Raw genomic sequence first — 19,215 nt, 5'->3', positions numbered from 1 at the left:
GCTGCAAGTCCTTTTTATTTTCAGGCACGACGGCCCGCTAGGCTGCCGGGCCTTGGTGGTTCCCGGCTAAGGCAGGCGGCAGCGGCCTGCGTCTGGCATCAACGGAAGTCTCTGCGGGGGCAACCCGTTCGTTCCTCGGTTTCTTCCGTTGCAGCAATGGGTCGGGCAGGCGCACCCTGCCGGCCGCCTGAGGCGTTGCCCATCTTTTTCCCCTGCATCCCCCGGCCCTGCGCCGCGTCCTTCTTCCCAGTCGCTCGCCAAACAGATTGCATCTATCGATTGCAAATGATCGAGTGGCTTTTGCATCCGGCCCTGGCCGTTGCCTTCGTTTTGCCGTCCTGGCAGGAAATTACCGCGTATCTTGCTGTTTATTCATCGGTTATACCGAATTGTAAACTGTTTCAGGGAATCGTTTCCTGAATTGCCAGGGGGAATCATTGGTTTGGCGAAGAACTATTGACGCGGTAGTTTTACAATTGTATCTGAATTGTCAAAAAAGACCGCCCAACCCGCCGCGGGCACAAACCCAAGGCCGCAGAGGTTCCCCATGACGGGATTCGATGAGAGTGAAAACCAGCTGATCTCCCGGGTCGCCTGGCTTTATTTCAACGAAGAACTGACCCAGGCGGAAATCGGCGAGCGGCTCGGCCTTACCCGCCTCAAGGTCAACCGCCTGCTCCAGGTCGGACGCGCCTCAGGTCTCATCCGGGTCGTCATCAATACCGCCTTCAAGGACTGCGTGGCCCTGGAGGCCGGGCTGGTCCGGGAATACGGCCTCGTCCGGGCCATCGTCGTCCCCACCCCCGAACGCGAGGGGCTCTACCGCTACGAAACCATCGGCCGTCCCGCCGGCGAATACGCCTCCCTCGAATTGCGCGACGGGCAGCGTCTGGGGGTGGGCTGGGGATACACCATCTGCTCGGCCATAAACGGCATGGTCATCCGCAGCCTGCGCGGCGTATCCGTCACCTCCCTCTACGGCGGCGTGCCGCGCAGCCCGGTCAATCCCTTCGATTCGACGGCCATGGTCGCCAGAAAGCTTGCGGCCGAGGTCTGCAACCACCTGCCCGCGCCCATGTTCGTCTCCACCCGGGACGTGCGGGACACCATCGCCGACCAGCCCTTTTTCCGGACATTTTACCAGGAAGCCCTGGAGGTGGACATGATCCTGACGGCAGTCGGCGATCTCACCGCCCAGGCCACCAATATCGCCCTGGGAGCCATCACCCAGGACCAGCGGCGGGAACTGGCCCGGGCCGGCGCCGTGGGTGAATTCTTCGGCCGTTTTCTGGACGAGGACGGCAACGTCGTGGACCACGAAGTCAACCATTGCAGCATGTCCCCGGATTTCGACGGACTGTTAAAGGTCCCCCACATCATTCTCGTCTCCGGCGGCCTGGCCAAGGTCCCCATACTCAAATCCGTGCTGCGGCGCGGCTCCGTCCACGTGTTCGTCACGGACGCCCGGACAGCCCACAGCCTGCTCAACCCGTAAGACAAGGCGGAGCCATGGACAGACAGGAACACCTACGCCGTCTGCAAGACGGAGAACCATTCGATCTGCTCGTGATCGGCGGCGGGGCCACCGGCTGCGGCATCGCCCTTGACGCGGCCACCCGGGGGCTGCGCGTCGCTTTGGTCGAACGCGATGATTTCGCCCAGGGCACCAGCAGCAAAAGCACCAAACTGGTGCATGGCGGCGTGCGCTATCTCGAAAAGGCCATCCTCAAGGCCGACAAGGATCAGTTCGACCTCGTGCGCGAAGGGCTTCGGGAACGCGGCCGCCTGCTTAAAAACGCCCCCCATCTGGCCCATGCCATCCGGCTTATGACTCCGGTCAAAACCTGGTTCCAGGCCGCCTACATCTTTGCCGGGATGGTGCTCTACGATTTCCTGGCCGGCCGGCTTTCCCTGGGACGCAGTCGGCTGGTCACCCGGGCCACGGCCCAGAAGCTTTTTCCCCAGCTCAACCTGGACGGCTACCGGGCGGCGGTCATCTACGCCGATGGGCAGTTCAACGACGCCCGCATGGCCGTCACCCTGGCCCGGACCGCCGCCCTCCACGGGGCCGTTTGCGCCAACCATGTGGAAGTGACCGGCCTGGTCAAGGAAGGCGGCCGCATCCGGGGCGCGCTGGTGCGCGACAGGATCGACGGCCGGACCTGGACGATTGCGGCCAAGGGCGTGGTCAACGCCACCGGTCCCTTTGCCGACGCCATCCGCCGTCTGGACGACCCCGAGGCGGAAACCACGCTCAAGGTCAGTTCCGGCATCCATATCCTGCTGCCGGCCGGCACCACCCCGGACGATCTCTCGCTGATGATTCCGAGCACCGAGGACGGGCGGGTGCTCTTTATGATCCCCTGGCAGGGGCATGTGCTCTTTGGCACCACCGACGAGCCGGCGAACATCGAGTCCGATCCGGTGCCTGAGTGCAAGGACGTGGACTATCTGCTGCGCTACGCCAGTGCCTATCTGCGCCGGCCGGTTGTCCACAAGGATATCCTGGCGGTGTGGAACGGGCTGCGGCCGCTGGTCTTTGATCCGAAGAAAAAATCCACCCAGGAGCTGGCCCGCACCCATGTCCTGACCCAAAGCCCCTCGGGCCTTTTGACCATGGCCGGCGGCAAGTGGACCAGCTACCGGGCCATGGCCGAGGACGCCGTGGACGCCGCCTGCCTCGCCTTCGGCCTCGGCCGGGGGCGGTCCTGCGTCACCCGGGAACTGCGCCTGCTCGGCTCCAAGGCCTATTTCCCCGAGGCCTGGCGCGATCTGGCCGCACGCGAGGGGGCCGACCCTGAGCTGGTCCGGTCCCTGTATTTGCTTTACGGCGACGAGACGAAACAGATTCTGGAGATCGGCCGTGAGTCCGATCTGATGCTGCCAATCCATCCGTCTCATTCCTTTATCGGTGCGCAGGTCGTTTTCGCTGTCCGGCGGGAAATGGCCATGCACGCCAGCGACGTCCTGTTGCGACGCCTTCCCCTGGGGCTCGTGGACATGGCCCATGCCCGGGAGGCTGCGCCTGCCGTGGCGGCGATCATGAGCCGCGAACTCGGCTGGGACGAGACCCGTCGCGCAAGCGAGGTGGACAGCGTGTGCCGACTGCTGGAGGCCTGGTTTACCGGGCACGATCCGGCCGCAGACCGGCAGGCGAATACCGTGGCAGAGGCAGACCTGGAGAGTCAGTCCCTTCTCCATTCGCAGGAGAAGGGGCCAACAGCGGAAGCGATGTAAGAGGAGGGGTGCGGCATGCGTCAATCGTCATTGGGCAAGGAGATGTTCTCCGAATGCCTGGGAACCATGGTTCTCATCATATTCGGAGCCGGCTGCGTGGCCATGAAGGTCTGCTTCGGCGAGGCATTGACCATAACCTGGGACACCATCACCTTTGGCTGGGGCATGGGCGTCTTTTTCGGCGTGCTGGCCAGCCTGCGCTCCGGTGCCCACATCAATCCGGCCGTGACCCTGGCCCTGGCCGTTACCGGCCGTTTCCCCTGGGGCAAGGTGCTGCCCTATGCCCTGGCCCAGACAGTCGGCGGTTTTATCGGCGCGTCCATCGTTTTTCTGGACTTCAAGGCCAAATGGCTGCTGGTTGACCCGCAGCTGGTCAAGACGGCCGGTGTTTTTTGCACCTTCCCGGCCGTGCCCGGTTTCTGGCCAGGCTTCATCGACCAGGTCATCGGCACTGCCGTGCTCATGTTCGGCATCCTGTCCATCGGCGATTTCGGGGCCAAAAACAAAGTGCCCTGGATCGGACCGGTGGCTGTGGCCATGCTGGTCATGGCCATCGGCATGAGCCTTGGAGCCATGAACGGCTACGCCATCAATCCGGCCCGTGATTTCGGCCCGCGCTTCTTCGCCCTGGTGGCCGGGTTCACCCAGCCCAACCTGATGGATACGAGCATTGTCCTTGTGCCCATCCTCGGGCCGCTCGTTGGCGGTCCGCTCGGCGCGCTCCTGTATGACCGGACCACCGGGGCGCTCAACAAAGATCCCGACGTCTGCTATTGCGAAGACGGCGCGCAGGAGTGTCAGTCATGAGCCAGTTCATCCTCGCCCTTGACCAGGGCACGACCAGTTCCCGGGCCATCCTGTTCACCCGCGAAGGCGACATCAAACAGATCTCGCAAAAGGAATTCACCCAGATCTACCCCCAGCCGGGCTGGGTGGAGCACAACGCCAACGAGATTTTCGACACCCAGTCCTTCGTCATGCGCGAATGCCTGGCCCATGCCGGCGTGGACGCGTCCGACGTGGCGGCCATAGGCATCACCAACCAGCGGGAAACCACCGTGGTCTGGGACAAGAACTCCGGCGCGCCGATCCACAACGCCATTGTCTGGCAGGACCGCCGCACGGCCGGCTTTTGCGACGAACTCAAAAGCCGCGGTCTGGCCGACACCATCCGCCAGAAAACCGGGTTGGTCCTCGACGCCTATTTCTCCGGCACCAAGGTGCGCTGGATTCTCGACAACGTGCCCGGAGCCAGGGCCAAGGCCGAGAACGGCGAACTGCTCTTTGGCACCGTCGATTCCTGGGTCATCTGGAACCTGACCAAGGGAGCCGTCCACGTCACGGATGAATCCAACGCCAGCCGCACCCTGCTTTTCAACATCAATACCGGCGCCTGGGACGACGAATTGCTGGCCATTATGGAAGTGCCCCGGGCCATGCTGCCCCGGGTCTCCATGTCTTCGGAAGTGGTCGGCGAAACCCATCCCGAATTCTTCGGCAAGGCCCTGCCCATCGCCGGCAACGCCGGGGATCAGCAGGCCGCCACCTACGGCAACGCCTGCCTGAAAGAAGGCATGGCCAAAAATACCTACGGCACCGGCTGCTTCATGCTCATGAACACCGGCAAGGCCCCGCGGGCCAGCCAGAACAACCTGCTCACCACCATGGCCTGGGCCACGCCTTCGGGACGGTTTTTCGCCCTGGAAGGCAGCGTGTTTATTGCCGGCGCAGTGGTGCAGTGGCTGCGCGATGGCCTCGGCATCATCCAGAGTGCTCCGGAAGTCGAACAGTTGGCCCTGTCCGTGCCGGACAACGGCGGCGTCTACCTCGTCCCGGCCTTTGCCGGCCTTGGCGCGCCCCATTGGGACCAGTACGCCCGCGGCACCATGGTCGGCATCACCCGGGGCACGACCAAGGCTCACATCGCCCGGGCCGCCCTGGAATCCATCGCCCTGCAAACACTCGACATCATGGACTGCATGCAAAAAGACGCGGGCATCACCCTCGATACCCTGCGGGCCGATGGCGGGGCCACCCGCAACAACCTGCTCATGCAGTTCCAGGCCGATGTCCTGGGCGTGCCGGTGGAACGGCCCATGGTGACCGAGACCACGGCCCTGGGCGCGGCCTATCTGGCCGGGCTGGCCGTCGGATTCTGGAAGAGCGAAGAGGAAATCGCCACCATGTGGCAGCTCGACCGCCGCTTTGAACCGAACATGGACCAGTCCGTGCGGGACAAGCTGCTCCACGACTGGCAGCGAGCCGTGGAACGCGGCAAGAACTGGGTCGAAACCTAGATAAACGGGTAAGACGCCTCCGGCGGCCGGGGGGGATAATCCCCCCCGGACCCCCTTGATAGGAAGAGTTGATAACGGGTTATCGGTGCTGGCTGGCAATCCGACGGATGGGGCCTGCGGCCCACCCGAAGGGTAAAAAAGAGCGCCAGACAACAAGCGGCGGCAGGGCCATGGCCCTGCCGCCGCTTGTTGTCTGGCGCTTCGAGCGACCCAGCAAATGAATACAACACACTAAAATAATTTATTATTTGTCAACTCTTCCCAGGTGGGATTCCAAAGGGCTCAGCCCTTTTGGGCCGCCGGAGGCACTCTTCCTTTTCTCTCGTCCTCGTCCTCGTCCCCGCCTCACCTCGCATCAGTCCAGGGCGGCGGTGATGATGTCGGTGAGTTCCTCGGTGGTGAGCGCAATGGGATTGCCCTGCATACTGCTGGCCCGTGCGGCTTTGGCCACGATATCCGGGATATCGCCTGCGGTCACGCCCAGTCGGGAGAGCTTTGGGGCGTTGAGTTGGCGGCAGGTCTCGGCCAGCCAGGCCACGCCGTCCTCGGGGGAGGCGTCGGGCGCGCCGGTCAGGATGGCGGCGGCTGTGGCGTAGGCGCAAAGGGCTGGGGAATCGGGGGCGCGATGGCGCAGCGCCCGGATGTTGGCTGCGGTCACAACGGGGAGCAGGCTGGCGCAGATCTGGCCGTGGGGCGCGTCAAACAGGCCGCCAAGCGGTGCGGCAAAGCCGTGTACGGCTCCGAGTTTGGCATTGGCCAGGGCCATGCCGCCAAGGAGGCTGGCCAGGGCCATGGCTTCGCGGGCGTCGAGGTCGGCACCGTCTGCGTAGGCGGCAAGCAGCGCCCGCGAGGCACGCGACAGGCCCTCGCGGCACAGGGCGTCGGTCATGGGATTGGCCTTGTTGGAAACGAAGGCCTCCAGGAGCTGGGTCAGGGCGTCGAGGCCGGTGGCTGCGGTCACGGCCGGCGGCATGGAAACCGTGAGCCGGGGATCGACCAGGGCCACGGCCGGCAGCAGCATGGGCGAGCGCAGGCTGACCTTCACCCGCGCACCGGGAACGGTCAGCACGGCGTTGGCCGTGGCTTCGGCCCCGGTCCCGGCCGTGGTCGGCACGGCCAGGATCGGCAGCGGGCGCTTTGTCAGGGGCCGGCCCGCGCCGACCACTTCCAGATAGGTGGAAATGTCCTCGGCATTGGTCGCCAGACCGGCCACGGCCTTGGCCGTATCCAGGGCACCGCCGCCGCCAAGGCCGACCACCACGTCGCAGCCGCTTTCCCGGGCCAGACGCGCGCCGGCCATGGCTGTCTCGACGCTGGGTTCGCCGGCGACGGGGTAGACCGTCACCGTAAGATCGGCCTGGCGCAGGGCTTCAAGCAGCGTTTCGTGCCGGGCCGCATTGGCACCGGTGACGACAAGCGGGCTGCGGCCGTGGCTGGCGACGCAGTGCGGCAACTGCCGGGCCGTGTCCCGGCCGAAGATGACCTTGCCCGGGGTGGTGAAGGTAAAATCCATGGCCGCAGTATGGCCTGCCCGGTGGCCGGGCACAAGGGGGCGGAGCCGGGAGCGACCCCGCGTTTTACCGTTGCTCCATGCCTTCGAGCAGCCAGTTCGCACCGGGGGCGGCGTTGTCGCGGGCAAAAATCCAGCGCTCGGTGCGCTCGGTATTTTGGCTGGCTCCGGGTTCGCGGACAAGGGCTTTGTAGTCCACGGTCATGGTGGTGCGGTTGGCGTCCTCGCCCCGGGCGGCCAGGGCGGCCTCGACCAGGAGGATTTCGGGTTTGCCGGCCGGTGTGGCGGGCAGGGTGTTTCGCAACCGGGTGAGCAGGTCCGGGCCGACGAAGTAGGTGAGGTCGTCATAGTCGCGGGTGCCAAGCGAGGTTGTGATGCGGCTGTAGGCCAGTTTGGCCCCGGCCAGGAATTCATCGTCAGACGAGGCGGCAGCGGCCGGCTGTCCCTGGGGGGCGGCTTCGGGAGCGGAGCCGGGGGCCGGGCGCGACTTGAGGGCAGCCCAGGTGGCCTGGGCGTTGGTGTACATATTGGGTTTGCCGGGCGGCGTGGGGTCAAGGGGCGGGTGGTCGTCATCGGCGTAGGGCGGCTGGGCCGGCGGCGATTGAGGGGTATTTTTGTTTTTGGATCGGTTGGTCAGAAAGCGCAGCAGGACGAACATGGCCAGCCCGAGCAGGATGAGATTGATGAGCAGGTCGCCGGAGGCGACGCTCGAGGGCGTGGCAGTCTGGGCCCTGGCGGCAACGGGCGTAAGGCAGGCGGCAAGGCCGGCCAGGACGGCCGTGGGGTAGCGGGTGGTAGGGCTGTCGTGCATGGCGTGATTCTCCATAGTTTGCGTTGTGACAAAGGGGGAGGGGCAAGTCAATGTGGGGCATCCTTTGACAAACTGTAAAAAGAGCTGACACCCGGGCTGTTGAGGGCTTTGATTTTAGCAGGCAACACCTCGTATTTCATGGATTTTAACGACAGACGAATTGGCCTTGGCTTTGCATCGCTCCTTCTGTCGTAAAAAGCGTGGGGATTTCGCCGGTGACGGTGCCATGACTTTTGTGACGTGCTTTGGTATATTTGCAATCCGTTTGTGGTGCTGAATGTCGGAGAGGTTGAGTAACCGTGGGGGTGAGCGATGGGCGTTCGGAGTAAATTGTATCTGCTGCTTGGCGTGTGCGTCTTCGGATTCGCCTGTTCTTTCGCTGCGGACCAGGCAGGGAAGCACTACACCGGGAAATATCGGAATCTTGAGGAACTGGCTGCCAATGCCCATCTGGAAGTGCTGCAGGCCCGGCGCGAGGAGAAGAATTTTCTGCTCCGGCTCGACCCGGCCTATGTCGAGACGGCCTTTCGCCATACCGACAAGGTCCGCGCCGACATCGAACAGCTTGTGCAACTGGACACGGCCATGGAGGGCGAGGCCCGTTTGGCTCTTGGCGAGTTGGCCGCCTACCGCAAGGGGTTCGAGGAACTGGCCGGCATTCAGAAAGTGAAGGGCTACACCGAAAACGACGGCCTGATGCGCGATTTCGTCTATGCCGCCCGGGACCTGGACGAGAAGTTCAAGCCCGTGACGGACAAGGATTTTCAGATACTGCTGCTCACCATCCGGCGGCACGAGAAGAACTGGCAGTTGCGTGACGAGGATTCCTATGTATCCCGGGTGAACGACGGGGTCAGCAAGCTCCACGCCATGGTCAAGGCCGATGAGAATCTGACGGCCGAGCAGAAAAAAGGCTTTGACACCGTCATCAACACCTACCAGCGCAGTTTCATCGCCTATGTGGCGGCCTCGGACAAGGCCAAGAAGGTCACGGCGAACATGGTGGAGAGCGGCCGGGAACTCATGCCGCATTTCGAGAAGATTGAGGCTTTCTATGCAGCCCGGCGCACCGAGATGCAGTCTGCCGTGGATACGGCCCAGCTGGCGGTGCAGGCGGCCCTGGGGCTGGCTGTGCTGCTTGTGGTGCTGTGGATCATTCGCGGCATCACCGGCTCGCTGGCTGCCCTTGGTGTCTATTCCAGGCAGGTGGCTTCAGGCGATCTGACCGCCCGCCCGGCCGGCCGCTTCGAGGTGGAATTTGCCGCGCTTCGCGACGACATCACGGCCATGGTGGATAACCTCAAGGAAAAGATGCACCTTGTGGAAGACCGGCAGGCCGAGGCGGCCCGGCAGGCCCAGGCAGCCGAGGAAGCCATGCACGCCACCATGCGCAAGGAAGAAGAGTTGGCCGAGAACATGGCCCGGATGCAGGCCGTGGCCGAGCGGGCCGCAGATATTTCCCGCCGCCTGTCCGAGGCGGCCCAGGACCTGTCCAGCCAGACCGAACAGTCGGCGGCCGGGGTCGAGCTCCAGCGGCGCCGGGTGGACGAAACCGCCTCGGCCGTGAGCCAGATGAACGCCACCATCCTGGAGATTGCCTCCAGCGCCGGCTCGGCCGCCCAGGCCGCGGTCACCACCCGCGACAATGCCGTGACCGGAGCCGAGGTGGTGCGCCAGGCCGGCGATTCCATGTCCGCAGTCAACGGCATCGCCACGGAACTCAAGGGCGACATGGCCCATCTCGGCCAGGAGGCCCAGTCCATCGGCCAGGTGGTGGGCGTTATCAACGACATCGCCGACCAGACCAATCTGCTGGCCTTAAATGCCGCCATCGAGGCGGCCCGGGCCGGCGAGGCCGGGCGCGGGTTTGCCGTGGTGGCCGACGAGGTGCGAAAGCTGGCCGAAAAGACCATGGTGGCCACCAAGGAAGTGGAATCGCGCATCCGGGCCATCCAGACTGCGGCCGGGCGCAACATCAGCAGCATGGATCAGGCCGTGGCCGCTGTTTCCGACGCCAATGCCCTGGCCGGCCGTTCCGGCGAGGCCATCCTGGCCATTGTCGGCAATGCCGACGCCACCAGCGCCGAGGTGCAGTCCATTGCCGCCTCGGCCGAGGAGCAGTCGGCCGCCTCGGAGCAGATCAGCCGGGCCATCACCGAAATAAGCGGCGTGGCCGAGGACAACGTGGCCGGGGTCGAGGCCACCAGCCGGGCGGCCCATGTCCTGGCCGATATGGCCCGGGAACTGGGGCAGCTCATCATCGAACTGCGCGGCGGCAGCAACAATGGCCGCAAGGCCTTGGCAGCCTAAGAATATTTGAGAGAAAGAGAAGAGGAAGAGTGCCTCCGGCGGCCAAAGGGGTGACCCCTTTGGAATCCCACCTGGGGGAAGTTTGATTTGACCGGGTGTGTTGCCGAGTCGATGGGCGAACGTTGCGCAGGAAAAGACGAGAAGGGGCAGGAGCGGCCCGGCGTCGGTATTCGGGAAGGCGTTGCCAGGGCGCGCCGGTCACGCTAGGACAAGCGGCGTCGTCAACAATGCCGCTGCGGCCCCGGCTGCCGGCCAATGCCCGTAAAGGCCACGGATCGTCCATGACCACTGTTTTCTCGGCTGCGGGAAAGAAATCCCGCTCCAGGCTCGGGCTTCGGGCCAGGGTCTATCTGCTGTTGGGCGGGCTGCTGCTGGTCAATATGGCCGGTCCCATCATCATGGTCTGGTACGCGGCCATGGCCCGCGATCTCTACACCACCACGGCCGACAAGGATCTGGCGGCCCTGACCGCCGCCCATGAACTGGAAAACGCCCTGCTCAACCAGAAGGGCTATGCCACGTATTATTATCTCAGCCACGACCCGGCTTGGCTGACCAAGCTCGACGAGAGCCGGCGTTCCTTTAGCCTGTGGCTGGAGCGTATCCGCAACGATCTGGGCGCGCCCGAGGCCGTCGGCCTGGTGGACGAAATCGCCTCGGCCTACAAACGCTACGCCGTGGCCAAGGACAATGTCATTGCCCTGTACCAGCAGGGGCGGGTGGAGACGGCCAAGGGCCAGCATTGGAGCGTGCGCGACGATTTCGACGGGCTGCGCGAACAGTGCGAGCGGTTCAAGTCTTTTTACCGCGACCGGATGCGCCATACAAGCCAGGTTTACCTGGAGCGCACGGACATGGTCATGGGCGTGGCCGTCATCGGTGTGGTCATAAACGCCACCCTGGGCTTTTTCCTGGCCTCGGTCCTGGTCGGGCAGATCCTTGATCCCATCCGCCGGCTGGCCTGGGGCGGCCAGGGCAAGGACGTGGCCGCCGGCCTGTCCGATGAGGTCAAGGCCATCGGCCAGAAGTTTCGCGCCCTGGAAAAGGATGTGGACCAGGCCCATCTGGATCTGGAGCAAAGCCGCGACCATCTCATGCAGTCGGAAAAGCTGGCCATGGCCGGGAAACTGGCCGCCGGCGTGGCCCACACCATCCGAAATCCCCTGACTTCGGTCAAACTGCGTCTGTTTTCCCTGGAGCGGGGGCTCAAGCTCGACCCCTCGCAACAGGAGGACTTCGAGGTCATTGCCGAAGAAATCGGGCATATCGACACCATTGTCCGCAACTTCCTGGAATTCGCCCGGCCGCCCAAACTGACGGCCCAGCCGGTCAGCCTGTCGGCGGTGGTGGATACGACGCTCACCTTGCTCAAACACCGCCTGGAGTCCTACAATGTGGTGGTGACCGTGGAGCGCGGCCGGCCCCTGCCCGAGATCAACGCCGACCCGGACCAGCTCAAGGAAGCCCTGGTCAATCTGGTGCTCAATGCCTGCGAGGCCATGATCGAGGGCGGCGAGATCGCCATTCGCGAGGAAACGGGCGTCCTTGAACCCTACGGCCGCATCCTGGCCGTGCGCGTCACCGATTCCGGCCCGGGCATTGCCCCGGCTTTGCTGGAACGCATTTTTCAGCCGTTTTTCACCACCAAGGGCGAGGGGTCAGGGCTTGGGCTGGCCATCGTCAAACGCATCGTCGATGAGCATGGCGGCTGGATCACGGCCCAGTCGCCGGAAGGCCGGGGCGCTTCGTTCACCATGGTGTTTCCATATGAAGGGGAGCGGGGATGGCACAGATCTTAATCGTGGACGACGACCACCAGTTGCGCCAGAGCTTTGAACGCCTGCTGGCCGCCGAGGGCCATGCCGTGCGCACCGCCTCCTCCGGCGAAGCCGGCATTGCCGCCGTGCGCGAGGCCCTGCCCGATGCCGTGGTCATGGACGTGCGGATGCCCGGCATCTCCGGCCTTGAGGCCTACGCCGCCATGCGCGAGATCGAGCCGCGCCTGCCGGTCATCATCATGACCGCCTACGGCACCACGGAAATCGCCATCGAGGCCACCAAGATGGGGGCGTATGACTATATCTTAAAGCCCTTTGACATCCCCGATATCTTGAAACTCATCGACAAGGCCGTATCCGCCGGCCGGTCCATGCGCAGCCGCGTGGTGGTCGGCGTCGAGGGCGAGGCCGCAGCCACGGCCGACGCCATCATCGGCCGCAGCCCCTCCATGCAGGAACTCTACAAGGCCATCGGCCGGGCCGCCCCAACCGACGCCACCGTGCTCGTGCGCGGCGAATCCGGCACCGGCAAGGAGCTGGTGGCCCGGGCCGTCTACCAGCACTCCATCCGGGCCGATAAACCGTTTCTGGTTATCAACTGCGTGGCCATCCCGGAAACACTGCTCGAATCCGAACTGTTCGGCTACGAAAAGGGGGCCTTTACCGGGGCTACCGGCCGCAAGGTGGGTAAGATCGAGCAGGCCAACCGGGGCACGGTCTTTTTGGACGAAATCGGCGACATGCCCATGTCCATCCAAGCCAAGCTCCTGCGGCTGCTCCAGGAGCAAAATGTCGAGCGCCTGGGCGGACGGCAGGTCATCCCGGTCGATGTGCGCATCATCGCCGCCACCAACCGCGATCTTGAAGAGGCCGTGCGCCAGGGGCAGTTTCGCGAAGACCTCTATTACCGGCTCAAAGTCGTGACCATGACCCTGCCGCCCCTGCGTGAACGTCCCGGCGACATCCCGCTTCTGGTGCGCTATTTCCTGTCCCGCCATTCCCTGGAGATGGGGCAGGCCGATCCCGGGGTCAGCGACGAGGCCATGGCCATGCTGACCGCCCATACCTGGCCGGGCAATGTCCGGGAACTGGGCAATACCCTGAAAAAGGCCCTGATCTTCAGCCGCGGCGGGCCGCTGTCGCCCGACGAGGTGGCCAAGGCCCTGGGCGAACCCTTGCGGGGGAACGGTCCGGTCGCGGCCGACGGGGCCGATCCCATTGAAGCGTTTATCCGCCACGAGCTGACCTCCGGCCGCGAGGGGCTCTTTGAAGAACTCATGGACCGCTTCGGCCATCTGGTCATCCGCCAGGCTCTGGAGGCCACCGGCGGCAACCGTTCCCAGGCCGCCCGGCTGCTTGGCCTGTCGCGGCCGACGCTCATCGCCAAGATCGAAAAATACGGCCTGCGCATCGAATCCCACATCCGCCAGATCGACCGCTGATCCTCCGGCCGCTTTACAGCCTGTAAAGAAAGCTGACAGGCCCCTGGGGCCCGCTGGCCGGCCCTATTTTTCTGTCTTTTATTAAATGCTGCAAATTCAATCCGTTGCACAGCCGCTTCAAACGAGATGTTTTGGCACGGGAGTTGCCTTTCCCTAGGCAAAACCTCGTTATGGAGCGTATGGTGAACCGTCCAAGGCCGACACTGTGCATCGCGGAGCGAAATGCCAATATCCGGGAACTGTTGCGTCGGGAATTCGGGCGCGAGGGCTACGGCGTGCTGACCGCCGGCTCCGGCGCCGAAGTTCTGATGCGGCTGGCTTCGCCGGTATCGGTCAATGTGCTCGTCCTGGATGCCGAGATTGCCGACCCTGACGGTGGTTCGCTCACGCCGCTCCTGCGGCGCCTGTATCCTGACCTGCCCGTGGTACTGCATGTCTACGCCGGTATGGATGCCGGCGACGACGGCCTGATCCGGGTGGAGAAGGGCGGGGATTGGGAGCGGCTCAAGGCGGCTGTGCGCACGGTGCTGGCTGCCGGCAGCGACGCGGCATGACGGGGTGTGCGAAGGCAAGGGTTTTGATGCGTGAGCACGCATCGCGGGGTGGGTCGCGCGGCGGGTCGCGCAGGCATGTTTCTCAAAACGGAGGAAGCAGCAATGGGGTTCGGTAGGCAAGTCTTCGAGTTCCTCAAGTCGGCGTCGATTGCGCACGCCAAATGGGACATGGAAGTGTCCACGTCCATCATCCAGAATCGCAAAAAACTTCTTTTTCTCTTGATCCTGGCACTGCCGATCCTGGCCGTGACCTGTGTTGAAGCCAACGATTTCATCGGCAGCAAGACGGCCTACGGTCCGGCTTTCTATTCCACCAAAATTTTCCTGGTCTCCATCGCCGTCGGTCTGGCCGCGGGCCTCATCACCGGCTGCATCGGCGCGGGCGGCGGCTTCATCATCACCCCGGCCCTTATGGCCGCCGGCGTCAAAGGCATCCTGGCCGTCGGCACCGACCTCTTCCACATCTTCGCCAAGGCCATCATGGGCACGGCCGTGCACAAAAAGCTCGGCAACGTCTCAGGCAAACTGGCCATCGCCTTCCTGGTCGGCTCAGGCGGCGGCACATTCATCGGCGGCGCCATCAACAAGGGCCTTTACAACAAGGACCCGCTGTTGTCGGAATTCTTCATCAGCTCCATCTACGCCGTGCTGCTCGGGTTCCTGGGCTTCTACGCCCTGTTCGACTTCATCAAGGCCAGCCGCCAGGACACCGGCGGCGACTCCCACGGCGGCAGCCACGGCGGCCCCTCCGGCATGACCGGCATGGCTGTGAAGCTCCAGAATCTCAACATCGCCCCCATGATCACCTTTGACGAGGACTTCGTCCCCGGCGGCAAGCGCATCTCCGGCTGGATCGTGGCTGCCGGCGGCGTCATCGTCGGCATCCTGGCCGCGCTCATGGGCGTTGGCGGTGGTTTCATCACCTTCCCCATGTTCGTCTACGTCTTCGGCGTGTCCTCCATGACCACCGTCGGCACCGACATCCTCCAGATCATCTTCACCGCCGGTCTCGGCGCCATTGCCCAGTACGCCATCTACGGCTACGTGTTCTACACCCTGGCCATGGGCATGTTGCTCGGCTCGCTCCTTGGCATCCAGGTCGGCGCGCTGACCACCAAGGTCGTCAAAGGCATCCACATCCGCGGTTTCTACGCCATGTCCATCATCGCCGGCTTCATCAACCGGGTTTCCACCCTGCCCAAGAAGTTCGTCGAACTGGAATACCTCGACTTGTCCGCAGGGTTGGTCAACGGCATCGAATACGTCGGCAACATCGTCTTCTGGATCGTTGTCGCCCTGTTCGGTGTGTGGGTCATCAGCAAGTTCATCATGAATATTGGCGCCCTGCGCCAGGAGGGATAAGGGCCATGCTTATCACCGACAAGAAACTGTTCGCCAAAGGCTTCCTGCTCATGGTGAGCTTCATCGCCGTGTTCCTGTTGATTTTCTCCCCGATTTTCCCGGGGGGCGAGAACGGATTGAATTTCTCCGATGACCTGTTTAACAAACTGTCCAAAGGCTCATCCTACTTCATTCCCCAGGTCACCAAGGCAGTGAAGGCCTTTGACGGCAAGCAGGTCACGGTCGACGTGAAGATGAAAAACCCCGAGGACGTCAAGACCGCCATGCTGCTTTTGGCCAAGGTTGGAGCCAAGGGCGAGGCCAAGAGCGACGTGATCACCGTCACCGCCGACCTCGGTGCCATGCTCGGCAAAGTCACGGAAGACGCCGATCTGCTCTACAAGGACCAGACCGACCAGCTGACCGCTGCCTATGGCATGGACGGCAAGGCGGCCATGAAGGGCTGGTGGACGTTGCTTGCCGCCTCCATCAAGCCGCTGCAAAAAATTAAGATGATCGAAGAAGCCAACGTCGTGAACCTGGTCAACCAGAAAGCCATCGAGCCGGCCTACAACTTCGCCGGCATCCCGGCCGAAAGCATCATGACCAAGATCCCCACCGTGGCCGGTCTGCTCATCTTCTACGTGGTCTATACCATGTGGTACGGTTATGCCATTTTCGACATGTTCGGCGGCATGGGCCTGTCCATGAGCAAGTCCAAGATCAAGAAAGAAGCCTAGCATCCCCGCAGCAAATGCAAACCCCCGGTCCGTTGCGGCGGACCGGGGGTTTTTTTATGGCAGTTTGGGCCGCTGCCCGCAGCGCAGCTTTGCCGCAACGCCTCTGGCCTGTTGGGCTGGCCCGCTGGTGCATTTTCTGGATAAGCCGGGCCGGCCGCCGGCCACAGTGTCAGACCGTCCGTCGCAGCAGCCCTGGATCTCTTTGTGCCGGAGATTCCCAGCCCGGGCACGGTGGAGCAGGCAGAGATGCTAGTCGATCAGCCCGAGATTTTTGATGAGATGGAGCAGCATATGCTTGTCAATGGGTTTGGGCACATACGACGTGGCCCCGCCCTTGTAGTAGGCTTCCACCACGTTTTTGGGGTCGTCCAGGGCCGTGGTCATGATGACCTTGGCCTCGGCCGCCGGAGGGATGCCCCGGGCTTTTTCCAGGGCGCGAATGTGCTTGAGCGCAGTCTGGCCGTCCATCTCCGGCATCATGATGTCCATGCAGACCAGATCATAGTGGTGGTCGTCGTCCAACGACAGGGTAAACGCCTCAACAGCCTCAAGTCCGTTGACTGCTATGTCGACTTCCCCGTAAGGTCCTAGAATTTTTTGCAAAATCTTTCGACTGGTGAAGTCGTCCTCGACAACCAAAACACGCATGTGAGCCTCCCTGGCGCGGGTTGCGACGTTTCCGGCCTGTTCCACGGGGCGTTGACACGGAAACATACGCGTACTCCAAACGTATGGTGAATCGGAAAAAAGGCAATCGCACAGGCCTCATGCCTCCTTGCCTGGCGCTTTAATCCCGAGTAAGTCTGACGCGATGCGCTGTCTGCGCTCTGGAGCACTCGATGGGTTTGTGGAATACATTGACTTTTTTCGTAGCGACCGCTGTGGAGCCGAGCTGGCACAAAACCTGGCCGTTTGGGCCGGGGCTGGAAGAGGGCTTTTTTTCCGTTGTCCTCAAAGGACTGTTCATTGCAGCCATCCTCGGCGGCATGGCCTGGCTCTTGCGTTGGCTGTTCGGTCCGGGCGGCCCCCTGCGCGAAAAGGAGTTCGACGGGCCAGACCCTGAAGCCCCGGTGGCCCCCGACCAGAAACCGATTGCCCGCGACGCCGACCACGACCCGCATGTCTGAGACCTGCGCTTGCGTAGAGGCTTGGTTCGAGGCTTTTTTCGCCAGCCATGGCGCGCCGACGGCCACGGACGCCGCCCGCCTGGAGCTTAAACGCTTCCACTGCGAAATGGTCAGGGACGAAGCCCGGGCCCTGGCCCGCCATCTGGAGTTGCCGCCACGCCAGATCACCCTGGCCGCCGTCGCCGGACTCTGCCACGATGTCGGCCGGTTTCCCCAATACCAACGCTACCAAACCTTCAGCGACCCCCAAAGCGTCAATCATGCGGTCCTTGGCGTCCAGTCCCTAAACCGCCACGGCGCACTGGCCGGGCTGCCCGAGCGCGACCGTACCCTGGTGCGCACCGCCATCATGGTCCACAACCGCCACAGCCTGCCGCCAGCCCTGGCCTCGGGCCGGGACCGGGAGGCCCTGACCCTGGCCCGCATCATCCGCGACGCTGACAAACTCGACATCGTGCGGATCATGCTCGACCACTTCAATAGGCCCGGTGAAAAGGATCCCGTCGTCTTTCTCGGCCAACCCGACATCCCCGGCCGGTACAATCCAGCCATGCTTGAGGCCATCGACGCCGGGCGCATCGGCAGTTATGCCGACATGACTTCGGTCAACGATTTTGCCCTGCTCATTTTAAGCTGGATCAACGACATGGCCTTTCCCTGGACCAGGCACCAGTTTTTTGTTCGCGGCCACGCAAAGGGGCTGTTTGCCCAATTGCCCGAACTGCCGCAGCTTGCTACTTTCAAGAAACGTTATTTCGAATACTACGCGCCCACATCCTCCTGACGGGCAATCAAGGGGCGTCCATCATGGATTTTTCGCCGATTCTCTTCGACACGGTCATCATCGTCTCCAAAAACGAGGATAACGCCCGTCGCGACCGGCGCTCCCTGGCCTCATTCCGCCCACAACGGGTGGAGTCCTTTGCTTCGGGTGAAAAAGCCCTGGCATTTCTCCTGGCCAACCGCGTCGACATGGTGCTGCTCGACAGCCAGCTCGAAGACATGGATGCCACCCAGTTTCTGCGGCTCACCCGCCGGGACATGCGGCTTAAAGATGTGCCCGTGGTCATGGTCACCGCCAATACCAGCCGCGAGAAAGTTCTCGATTCCATCGCCCAGGGCTGCGCCGGCTACATCCTGCGCCCCTATTCCGAAGATACCTTTGCCAAGCACGTTCTGCGCGGCTGCCAGGTCGAACGCGTCACCGAAATCGAACAGCAGCAGATCGCCGACGCCCGGGATATGATCGCTGCCGGCAATTTTGACGACGCCATCGAAGCCTTCGAAGAGATTATTTCCGAACAGAACATGGCCCAGAAATACTATGACATGGGCTGTCGCTGCCTGATCCGCCAAAAATATGGCCAAGCCATCATTGCCTTTAAAAAAGCCATCAAACTCAACGACCTCTTTGCCGAAGCCTACAAGGGGCTGGCCGACGCCTACAAGGGCAAGGGCGAAATTGACGAGTTCAAGCGCTATCTGCAAAAAGCCGCCGAGGTCCACGCCCAGTTCAACCGACTGGAGGAGACCAAGGAACTTTTCATCGAAATCCTCAAATACGACACGCTTTCTCCCAACCCCTTCAATTCACTCGGCGTCAAACTCCGCAAGAGCGGCGATCTGGCCGGAGCGCTCCACGCCTATACCCAGGCCCTGACGCTGACGCCAGAGGACGAGAATATTCATTTCAATATGTCCAAGGCCTTCTACTTCATGGGGAATATCGAATCAGCCAAGACCAGCGTGGAAAGAGCCCTGGAATGTAACTCCTCCTTCGAAGAAGGCCGAAGACTCTACCGGAAGCTTTACAACCGGGAATACCCGCGCCCAGCCGCTGCCGGCGCATCACGGCCACCCGTGGATTCCGTGCGCGACGACTGACCCCGCCGGGGCGCTGCCCCGGACCCTGCCGGGACTCTGTCCCGGACCCTGCAAGGGCTCTGCCCTTGACCCGCCGGGGGGGGGCACCCCCCGGACCCCCGGATGGGGGGATGTCGTTGGGGTGGTGTGCGTGGGAAGAGGGCGGTAGGGGGTGATTCCGGCTGCTGCCGGAGCTCCGGTGGTT

At 63.1% G+C, this 19,215-nt stretch carries 16 protein-coding genes; 13 read left to right on the top strand and 3 right to left on the bottom strand.

The window, feature by feature from the left end:
- Positions 1-547 precede the first annotated feature (547 nt).
- The 4 genes from DVDV_RS16865 to glpK are packed head-to-tail and all read left to right on the top strand — an operon-like array spanning position 548 to position 5,534.
- Entirely contained in the window at positions 548-1,495 is a 948-nt protein-coding gene (locus DVDV_RS16865) for a sugar-binding transcriptional regulator (protein ID WP_075355792.1), read from the top strand.
- 14 nt (positions 1,496-1,509) lie between these two features.
- Positions 1,510-3,237 carry a glycerol-3-phosphate dehydrogenase/oxidase gene (locus DVDV_RS16860; RefSeq protein WP_075355791.1) on the top strand — a complete coding sequence of 576 codons (1,728 nt, stop codon included), beginning with the start codon at positions 1,510-1,512 and terminating at the stop codon, positions 3,235-3,237.
- A 15-nt stretch (positions 3,238-3,252) separates the two neighbouring features.
- Positions 3,253-4,044 (top strand): MIP/aquaporin family protein, encoded by a 792-nt coding sequence (locus DVDV_RS16855; protein WP_075355790.1) that lies wholly within the window; start codon positions 3,253-3,255, stop codon positions 4,042-4,044.
- Positions 4,041-5,534 carry a glycerol kinase GlpK gene (glpK, locus tag DVDV_RS16850; RefSeq protein WP_075355789.1) on the top strand — a complete coding sequence of 498 codons (1,494 nt, stop codon included), beginning with the start codon at positions 4,041-4,043 and terminating at the stop codon, positions 5,532-5,534. Before DVDV_RS16855 ends, glpK begins: the two co-directional genes overlap by 4 nt.
- 355 nt (positions 5,535-5,889) lie before the next feature.
- Here the strand turns inward: glpK and DVDV_RS16845 are convergent, their stop codons facing one another.
- Positions 5,890-7,047: an iron-containing alcohol dehydrogenase gene (locus tag DVDV_RS16845; protein ID WP_075355788.1), complete on the bottom strand. Its 1,158-nt coding sequence runs from the start codon at positions 7,045-7,047 to the stop codon at positions 5,890-5,892.
- Positions 7,048-7,111: 64 nt separating this feature from the next.
- Positions 7,112-7,855 (bottom strand): hypothetical protein, encoded by a 744-nt coding sequence (locus DVDV_RS16840; protein WP_254845423.1) that lies wholly within the window; start codon positions 7,853-7,855, stop codon positions 7,112-7,114.
- A gap of 312 nt (positions 7,856-8,167) precedes the next feature.
- On the opposite strand from DVDV_RS16840, the gene DVDV_RS16835 reads away from it, so the two are divergent.
- The 6 genes from DVDV_RS16835 to DVDV_RS16810 all read left to right on the top strand — a co-directional run bounded on the left by DVDV_RS16835 (position 8,168) and on the right by DVDV_RS16810 (position 16,020).
- Positions 8,168-10,165 carry a methyl-accepting chemotaxis protein gene (locus DVDV_RS16835; RefSeq protein ID WP_075355786.1) on the top strand — a complete coding sequence of 666 codons (1,998 nt, stop codon included), beginning with the start codon at positions 8,168-8,170 and terminating at the stop codon, positions 10,163-10,165.
- A gap of 281 nt (positions 10,166-10,446) precedes the next feature.
- Complete coding sequence (locus DVDV_RS16830; RefSeq protein WP_075355793.1) at positions 10,447-11,964, top strand: sensor histidine kinase; 1,518 nt, start codon at positions 10,447-10,449, stop codon at positions 11,962-11,964.
- The gene (locus DVDV_RS16825; protein WP_075355785.1) at positions 11,949-13,385 is read left to right on the top strand and encodes a sigma-54 dependent transcriptional regulator; all 1,437 of its coding nucleotides are present in this window, start codon (positions 11,949-11,951) and stop codon (positions 13,383-13,385) included. The genes DVDV_RS16830 and DVDV_RS16825 overlap by 16 nt, the downstream gene beginning before the upstream one ends.
- Positions 13,386-13,564: 179 nt before the next feature.
- Positions 13,565-13,939: a response regulator gene (locus DVDV_RS16820; protein WP_254845422.1), complete on the top strand. Its 375-nt coding sequence runs from the start codon at positions 13,565-13,567 to the stop codon at positions 13,937-13,939.
- Between the two features lie 102 nt (positions 13,940-14,041).
- Positions 14,042-15,301, top strand: coding sequence for a sulfite exporter TauE/SafE family protein (locus DVDV_RS16815; protein ID WP_075355783.1), 1,260 nt, complete (start codon positions 14,042-14,044; stop codon positions 15,299-15,301).
- A 5-nt stretch (positions 15,302-15,306) separates the two neighbouring features.
- Positions 15,307-16,020 carry a hypothetical protein gene (locus DVDV_RS16810; RefSeq protein WP_075355782.1) on the top strand — a complete coding sequence of 238 codons (714 nt, stop codon included), beginning with the start codon at positions 15,307-15,309 and terminating at the stop codon, positions 16,018-16,020.
- A gap of 249 nt (positions 16,021-16,269) precedes the next feature.
- Here the strand turns inward: DVDV_RS16810 and DVDV_RS16805 are convergent, their stop codons facing one another.
- Complete coding sequence (locus DVDV_RS16805) at positions 16,270-16,668, bottom strand: response regulator (protein ID WP_075355781.1); 399 nt, start codon at positions 16,666-16,668, stop codon at positions 16,270-16,272.
- A 191-nt stretch (positions 16,669-16,859) separates the two neighbouring features.
- On the opposite strand from DVDV_RS16805, the gene DVDV_RS16800 reads away from it, so the two are divergent.
- Genes DVDV_RS16800 through DVDV_RS16790 form a run of 3 tightly spaced genes read left to right on the top strand, consistent with a single transcriptional unit; the run spans position 16,860 to position 19,031 of the window.
- Positions 16,860-17,147, top strand: coding sequence for a hypothetical protein (locus tag DVDV_RS16800; protein ID WP_075355780.1), 288 nt, complete (start codon positions 16,860-16,862; stop codon positions 17,145-17,147).
- Positions 17,140-17,931: an HD domain-containing protein gene (locus DVDV_RS16795; protein WP_075355779.1), complete on the top strand. Its 792-nt coding sequence runs from the start codon at positions 17,140-17,142 to the stop codon at positions 17,929-17,931. Before DVDV_RS16800 ends, DVDV_RS16795 begins: the two co-directional genes overlap by 8 nt.
- A gap of 23 nt (positions 17,932-17,954) precedes the next feature.
- Positions 17,955-19,031 (top strand): response regulator, encoded by a 1,077-nt coding sequence (locus tag DVDV_RS16790; protein ID WP_075355778.1) that lies wholly within the window; start codon positions 17,955-17,957, stop codon positions 19,029-19,031.
- Positions 19,032-19,215 lie beyond the last annotated feature (184 nt).

The sequence above is a fragment of the Desulfovibrio sp. DV genome, from assembly GCF_001936595.1.
GTDB lineage: Bacteria > Desulfobacterota > Desulfovibrionia > Desulfovibrionales > Desulfovibrionaceae > Solidesulfovibrio.
This window is presented reverse-complemented; position numbering and strand designations above follow the sequence as displayed.

Coding starts and splice junctions, on each gene's coding strand:
- DVDV_RS16825 (WP_075355785.1), top strand. CDS start 11,949: ATGGCACAGATCTTAATCGTGGACGACGACCACCAGTTGCGCCAGAGC.
- DVDV_RS16790 (WP_075355778.1), top strand. CDS start 17,955: ATGGATTTTTCGCCGATTCTCTTCGACACGGTCATCATCGTCTCCAAA.
- DVDV_RS16865 (WP_075355792.1), top strand. CDS start 548: ATGACGGGATTCGATGAGAGTGAAAACCAGCTGATCTCCCGGGTCGCC.
- DVDV_RS16820 (WP_254845422.1), top strand. CDS start 13,565: ATGGTGAACCGTCCAAGGCCGACACTGTGCATCGCGGAGCGAAATGCC.
- DVDV_RS16800 (WP_075355780.1), top strand. CDS start 16,860: ATGGGTTTGTGGAATACATTGACTTTTTTCGTAGCGACCGCTGTGGAG.
- DVDV_RS16810 (WP_075355782.1), top strand. CDS start 15,307: ATGCTTATCACCGACAAGAAACTGTTCGCCAAAGGCTTCCTGCTCATG.
- DVDV_RS16860 (WP_075355791.1), top strand. CDS start 1,510: ATGGACAGACAGGAACACCTACGCCGTCTGCAAGACGGAGAACCATTC.
- DVDV_RS16845 (WP_075355788.1), bottom strand. CDS start 7,047: ATGGATTTTACCTTCACCACCCCGGGCAAGGTCATCTTCGGCCGGGAC.
- DVDV_RS16835 (WP_075355786.1), top strand. CDS start 8,168: ATGGGCGTTCGGAGTAAATTGTATCTGCTGCTTGGCGTGTGCGTCTTC.
- glpK (WP_075355789.1), top strand. CDS start 4,041: ATGAGCCAGTTCATCCTCGCCCTTGACCAGGGCACGACCAGTTCCCGG.
- DVDV_RS16795 (WP_075355779.1), top strand. CDS start 17,140: ATGTCTGAGACCTGCGCTTGCGTAGAGGCTTGGTTCGAGGCTTTTTTC.
- DVDV_RS16855 (WP_075355790.1), top strand. CDS start 3,253: ATGCGTCAATCGTCATTGGGCAAGGAGATGTTCTCCGAATGCCTGGGA.
- DVDV_RS16830 (WP_075355793.1), top strand. CDS start 10,447: ATGACCACTGTTTTCTCGGCTGCGGGAAAGAAATCCCGCTCCAGGCTC.
- DVDV_RS16815 (WP_075355783.1), top strand. CDS start 14,042: ATGGGGTTCGGTAGGCAAGTCTTCGAGTTCCTCAAGTCGGCGTCGATT.
- DVDV_RS16840 (WP_254845423.1), bottom strand. CDS start 7,855: ATGCACGACAGCCCTACCACCCGCTACCCCACGGCCGTCCTGGCCGGC.
- DVDV_RS16805 (WP_075355781.1), bottom strand. CDS start 16,668: ATGCGTGTTTTGGTTGTCGAGGACGACTTCACCAGTCGAAAGATTTTG.